The 6054-nt window shown below is 68.2% G+C and carries 7 protein-coding genes and 1 pseudogene; 6 read left to right on the top strand and 2 right to left on the bottom strand.

What is annotated here, in order from left to right; translation table 11 throughout:
• Positions 1 to 1220: NAD(P)/FAD-dependent oxidoreductase (locus AC1DWP_RS19365; RefSeq protein WP_477616122.1), on the top strand; the 1220-nt coding region annotated here is incomplete at its 5' end.
• A gap of 362 nt (positions 1221 to 1582) precedes the next feature.
• On the opposite strand, the gene AC1DWP_RS19360 is transcribed toward AC1DWP_RS19365, so the two are convergent.
• Positions 1583 to 1717, bottom strand: coding sequence for a hypothetical protein (locus AC1DWP_RS19360; protein ID WP_477616121.1), 135 nt, complete (start codon positions 1715 to 1717; stop codon positions 1583 to 1585).
• Between the two features lie 54 nt (positions 1718 to 1771).
• Between AC1DWP_RS19360 and AC1DWP_RS19355 the strand changes: the two genes are divergently transcribed.
• The 4 genes from AC1DWP_RS19355 (at position 1772) to AC1DWP_RS19340 (ending at position 5260) form a co-directional block, all read left to right on the top strand.
• Entirely contained in the window at positions 1772 to 2653 is an 882-nt protein-coding gene (locus tag AC1DWP_RS19355; protein WP_477616120.1) for a cation diffusion facilitator family transporter, read from the top strand.
• 97 nt (positions 2654 to 2750) lie between these two features.
• On the top strand, positions 2751 to 3419 hold the full coding sequence (locus AC1DWP_RS19350; protein ID WP_477616119.1) for a haloacid dehalogenase type II: 669 nt from the start codon (positions 2751 to 2753) through the stop codon (positions 3417 to 3419).
• Between the two features lie 90 nt (positions 3420 to 3509).
• On the top strand, positions 3510 to 3929 hold the full coding sequence (locus AC1DWP_RS19345; RefSeq protein ID WP_477616118.1) for a hypothetical protein: 420 nt from the start codon (positions 3510 to 3512) through the stop codon (positions 3927 to 3929).
• A 5-nt stretch (positions 3930 to 3934) separates the two neighbouring features.
• Entirely contained in the window at positions 3935 to 5260 is a 1326-nt protein-coding gene (locus AC1DWP_RS19340) for an MATE family efflux transporter (RefSeq protein WP_477616117.1), read from the top strand.
• A 74-nt stretch (positions 5261 to 5334) separates the two neighbouring features.
• On the opposite strand, the gene AC1DWP_RS19335 is transcribed toward AC1DWP_RS19340, so the two are convergent.
• Positions 5335 to 5697, bottom strand: a complete 363-nt coding sequence (locus AC1DWP_RS19335) for an ArsR/SmtB family transcription factor (protein ID WP_477616123.1) — start codon at positions 5695 to 5697, stop codon at positions 5335 to 5337.
• Positions 5698 to 5811: 114 nt separating this feature from the next.
• On the opposite strand from AC1DWP_RS19335, the pseudogene AC1DWP_RS19330 reads away from it, so the two are divergent.
• Positions 5812 to 6054, top strand: a pseudogene (locus tag AC1DWP_RS19330) (haloacid dehalogenase type II); the annotation flags it as partial.

The following is a 6054-nucleotide window of genomic DNA, read 5'->3' as shown; positions in this document are numbered from 1 at the left end:
TGGGCGCGGCGGAGCCAGTGAGGACACCGCCGATGCCCGGTGACATGAGACGAATCATCATCGTCGGGGCCTCGCTGGCCGGGCACCAGATAGCCACCCGGTTGCGCGGTCTCGGGTACGACGGCGAGCTCACCGTGTTCGGCGCCGAGACCCACCGACCCTATGACCGCTACCCCCTGTCGAAGGGGTTCCTCTCCGGGGACGTCAACGAAGGGGGCCTCGCGATCGAGCCCGGCCAGCTCGACATCGACTGGCGCCTGGGGCAGTGGGTCACGGGTCTGGATTTGGCGACACGGTTCATCACCGTCGACGGTGGCCAGCGAGTACCGTTCGACGGCCTGGTGGTGGCGACTGGTTCCCGGCCGCGGATGCCGGCCATGCTGAACCGTGGCGTTGACGGTGTCTTCGTGCTGCGSACGCTCGAGGACGGCGCGGCGCTCAGGGCGGCTCTCGCGGCGCCTCARCGSCGGGTGGTGGTCATAGGGGGAGGGTTGATCGGTGCCGAGGTCGCCTCGCACGCCGCAGCGACCGGCCACGTCACCACCCTGGTGGACAGCTCGCCTCTGCCGACTGCCCGGACGCTCGGTCCGCGTGTCGCGACCCATCTTCGGAGGCTGCACCTGGAGCACGGCGTCACGCTGCTCACGGACTCCCGGCTCACGGCCCTCGACGTGCGCGCGGGAATGCTGTGCGGCGTTCGCCTGGACACCGGGAGTCGGTTGGCTGCTGACGTGGTGGTTCTCGCGACGGGCACCCAACCGAACACCGAGTGGCTCCAAGGCACCGGACTGGACCTCGCGGACGGCCTGCTCTGTCGAGCCACACTGCACGCCGCTGGCTCCGACGTCGTGGTGGGCGTGGGTGACGTCGCCCGCGCCCCGCAACCTCTTCTGGACGGCGAAGCGGTCCGAGTGGAGCACTGGGCCAGCGCGCGACACCAAGCCTCGGTCGCGGCGACCAACCTGCTACTGGGCCCCGCGAAGGGACATGCCCAGACCGAGCCTCCCGTGTTCGGAACCACCATCCACCGCGCCGCCATCCGCGGGATCGGCTTCCCGTCGAGGGGCGAGTCCAGCGAGGTCGTCTGGGGCTCGGTCGAGGCGGGCGAGGCCGTGGTGGCCATGCGTCGTCGAGGCCGTCTCGTCGGTGCGGTCGCGCTCAATGCCGCTGACCGGCTGAAGCTCGTCGACAGCCAGCTACGCGGCCGTGCTCGAGACTGATCCCGGCGCGCCTCTCGGCGAGAGAGGGGGATCGGACCGGTCCGCCGGGGCGACCGGGGCGACGGGGCGGACCCAGAGTGCTGTGCATCCAAGCATCGCCGGTGCGGATCGCTTGCCGATTGTCGACAGTTGCCTTAGTATCTACGCATACGCGCAGATTCGCAGTAGTGTGGACTCCACCGGAGGTCGAGCAGTGGCCTGCCCGTGGGGACCATTCAGATCCATGGCGAACTGAGGCAACATCGGAAATCACACCACCGCAGCGGAACGCGGGAACAAACCAACACAGGGAACGAATGAGCATGGACACCAGTCAGCAGCACCCGCACCCACATCCCCACTCGGAGAGCGCGGAGCACGGGTCAGAGCACGGCCACGACCACGACCACGACACCCAGCACGGCCACGAGGACCTCGGTCACGGTCACGGTCACGGCCATGGGCATGAGCACCGTGATGGGCTGCTGGGGAAGGTCAAGGAGATCTTCGTCCCGCATTCGCATGACAGCGCGGACAAGGTCGACTCGGCGCTGGAGGCGAGCCGGGACGGCATGCGGTGCCTGAAGGTCAGCTTCGCCGGGTTGATCCTGACCGCCCTGATCCAGACCGTCGTCGTGTTCTACACCAACTCGGTGGCCCTCCTGGGTGACACGCTGCACAACTACGCCGATGCCCTGACCGCGGTACCCCTGGCGATCGCCTTCATCGTCGGTCGCCGGATGGCGACCCGCAGCTACACCTACGGCTTCGGGCGAGCCGAGGACCTGGCGGGGATCGTGGTGGTGGCGCTCATTGCAGCGTCCTCGGTCCTCGCGGGCTACGAGGCGGTCATGCGGTTCCTGGACCCGGCCGAGGTGCGGCACTTCGGGGTGCTCGCCGTCGCCGGGATCGTCGGTTTCCTCGGCAACGAGGTGGTGGCGCAGTACCGGATCCGCACCGGCCGCCGGATCGGCTCAGCGGCCCTGGTCGCCGACGGCCTGCACGCCCGCACCGACGGGTTCACCAGCCTCGCCGTGGTGCTCGGCGCCGCGGGCGCCTGGGCCGGGTACCCGATCGCCGACCCGATCATCGGGCTGCTCATCACCGTGGCCATCCTGTTCGTCCTCCGCGACGCGGCGCGCGAGGTGTATCGGCGGCTCATGGACGCGGTCGACCCGCACCTGGTCGACCAGACCGAAAAGGTCATCCGGGCTACCCCTGGCGTGGTCGACGTCACCGACATCCGGCTCCGTTGGCTGGGCCACAGCCTGCGCGCCGAGGCCCGCATCGTCGTGGACTCCAACACCTCGCTGGTCGATGCCCACCACCTGAGCCACCAGGTCGAACACGACCTCGTGCACGGCATACGTCGGCTCACCGCCGCCACCATCCACGCCGAGCCCCTCACCAGCGACTCCGCCGCTGCTCACGACCTGGTCTCCCATCACCAGTAGCCGCCGGCACCGAACCACACCCCTTCTGCACCTCACGACCACGACACGCCACAGAGGCCCACGGCCGACCCCAACCAGTGAAGGAGCCAGTTTTCCGATGATCGAGTTCGAGCCCAGGTACATCACCTTCGACTGCTACGGCACGCTCACCGCATTCGGCATGTCCGCGCTGGCCCGGGAACTGGTCGCCGACCGGGTCCAGGCGGAGCGGATGGAGGACTTCCTCGACGACTTCGAGGCTTACCGCATCGACGAAGTCATGGGCGACTGGAAGCCCTATGAGGGGATCATCGCCAACGCGCTGCGCCGAGCCTGCCAGCGCTGGACCATCGACTACCGCGATACCGACGCCAAGGCCATCTACGAGGCGGTGCCTTCCTGGGGACCCCACTCCGACGTCCCTGAGCCACTGGCCGCGCTGGCGAAGCGCTACCCGCTGGTGATCTTCTCCAACGCCGCCGACGACCAGATCATGCACAACGTGGACCAGCTCGGCGCGCCCTTCCAAGCCGTGTACACCGCCGAGCAGGCCAAAGCCTACAAACCCCGCCTCCGGGCCTTCGAGTACATGCTCGAGCAGCTCGGCTGCGGACCACAGGACATCCTGCACGTCTCCTCCAGCCTGCGGTACGACCTGATCCCTGCCCACGACCTACGGATCACGAACAAGGTCTACGTCAACCGCGGCTACGAGCCCAGTACGCCCTACTACGGCTACCACGAGGTCACCGACATCGGCGGCCTGGCCTCACTGCTCGGAGTCTGAAGACCGGGCTCGGGCGATGCGTAACGCAGTCGCCCGGCAGATCTACACACCCATCGCGCGGCCCCGGCCGCAACTCACGAAAGGAACCACATGAAGCGACGCGACACGTTCATCTTCGTGGCCAAGCCTGGCGCAGGAGACGAAGCCAAGGACTACCTCGCGGACTGGCTCCGGTCCCTCGACGGACACCCCGGATACCTCGGCGGAGCCGTGCTGCAGGAAGTGGCCGGGGAACTCTTGCCCGACACCTTGGTGATGCAGATGGAGTTCGAGTCCACCGAAGCCGCGCGGGCGCTGTGGCCCAAGATCGAGGACTCGGTGAACCCGCTGTACCCAGACGACAAGAGCGACACGTCACCGGACCAAGGCACCGCATTCTTCGCCGGCACCAAGGACGCCGGCACGGACGGCGGAGAAGTGCCGCTGAAGTTCACCCGCGGCAACGGACTGCTCGCGCGAATGCTGCACATCCACGCGGCAATCGCCGAAGAAGTCAGCGCGACAGCCTGACCTCCTTGGCCTCCGCCCTCGCAGCCCGGCTCCTCGCAAGAAGTCAGCACGATCGCGAGATCCTGCGGCTCGCCGTGCCCGCGTTGGGCGCGCTCGTCGTCGAACCGCTCTTCCTGCTGGCGGACAGCGCGATCGTGGGGCGCCTCGGGACCGCCCAGCTCGCAGGGCTGGGCGTGGGGTCTGCGGTGCTGCTCAACGCGGTCTTGCTGTGCGTCTTCCTGACCTACGGGACCACCTCAGTGGTGGCCCGCCGCGCCGGCGCTGGGGACCTGCCAGGCGCCCTGCGGCAGGGGATGGACGGCATCTGGCTGGCTGTCGCAGTGGGTGTCGTGCTGGCGGCCATCGGGGTTCCGCTCACGCCGGTCTTGGTGGACCTCTTCGCCACCTCGGGTCGCGTCACACCATACGCGGAGACCTACCTGCGGATCAGCCTGCTCGGTCTGCCTTCGATGCTTGTCGTCCTTGCGGCCACGGGGGTCATGCGCGGGCTCAAGAACACTCGGGTCCCGATGCTGGTCCTGACCGTGGCGGCAGCGGTCAACGTCATCCTGAACCTCGTCCTCGTCTACCCCGCCGGCCTGGGCGTGGCCGGTTCGGCGCTTGGAACGGTGATCGCGCAAACCGGCGCGGCACTGTGGCTCGGTGCGGTCGTGCTTCGACGCGCCATCGGCCAGAGGGCGCCGCTGCGGCCTGACCGATCCGCGGTCTTGGCCGCGGCGGCAGCCGGCCTCCCCCTGCTGACGCGCACCGTCCTGCTGCGGGTCGTCGTGCTCTGCATGACGTTCGTCGCGGCCGCCCAGGGCGACACCGCTCTTGCCAGCCACCAGATCGCCTTCACGCTCTGGTTCCTCCTGGCGATGCCGGCTGAGGCTTTCGCCACCGCCGGGCAGGCGATGGTCGCTCACGCCCTGGGTGCCTCCGACACCGTCGGCGCACCCGCGGTGGCCCGTCGAGTTGCGGCCTGGGGCTTTGCCAGCGGCCTGCTGTTGTCGGTGCTCCTGCTGGCGTTTCGGCCGGTGTACGTCCCCATCTTCACGCTGGATCCGGCGGTGCGCGACCTCGTTTGGCCGCTGGCGGCCGTTGTCGCGATCACCAACCCGATCGGCTCGTTGCTGTATGTGTTGGATGGTGTGCTGATCGGTGCCGGGGACGTCCGCTACCTGGCATGGAGCATGCTTGTCGCGCTCATGGTGTTCCTGCCGCTGGCTGGCGTCGTCATGGCCACCAAGGGGGGAGTCGTGGCCCTGTGGTGGGTCCTGGGGGCCTGGCTTCTGGCGCGACAGATCACGGTCTACCTGCGCTACCGGTCCAGGGTGTGGCTGAGGACCTGAGAGCCAGATGACGACCGTGGGCTGACACCGATCCGACGGGATCAACTGCTCCATCCGACGTCCGGCCGGCGCGGTCAGCCGGCGGTGTCGCCCAAGGAGCCGTGCCCGACCGGCGCAACGTCGCCCCTGTGGTGTTCCGGGAACCCGCCGCTCGTGTGCTCGGCATGGCGGATGGCGTCGGCGACCAGTTGGTGCACATGCTCGTTCTCGATGCGATAGAAGACCTGGTTGGCCTGACGGCGAGCCCGAACCAGGCGCGCCATACGGAGTTTTGCCAGATGCTGGGACACGCCCGAGGGCGGCTTGCCGACCATCGTGGCCAGCTCGTTGACAGGGCGTTCGCCTGAGAGCAGGGCCCACAGCAGGCGCACCCGAGTGGCGTCCGCGAGCATCCGGAACACCTCGACGGCCAAGGCGACCTGGTCAGGGGGTGGCATCGCCTCTGGTACCCGCACAGTTGGCTGCATACGCGGATACTAACGCTGTCTCAGGCAGAGATTGCTGACTGTAAGTTGTTGACAACAATCCCGAGCGACGGAACGATGGACACCATGACCGAGCCCCAGTTTCGCCCCAAGTACGTGTCGTTCGACTGCTACGGCACGCTGATCAGCTGGCCGATGACGCCCATCACCAAGGAGCTGGTCGGCGACCAGGTCCCCGCGGAGCAGTGGGACCAGTTCGTCGCCGAGTTCCGCGGCTACCGCTACGACGCCGTGCTCGACGCCTACTACCCCTACGAGCGGGTGCTGCAGAGCGCCTTCGACCGGGTCTGCCGCAAGTGGGGGATCGAG

Source organism: Pedococcus sp. P2_F6, from assembly GCF_056403675.1.
This window is presented reverse-complemented; position numbering and strand designations above follow the sequence as displayed.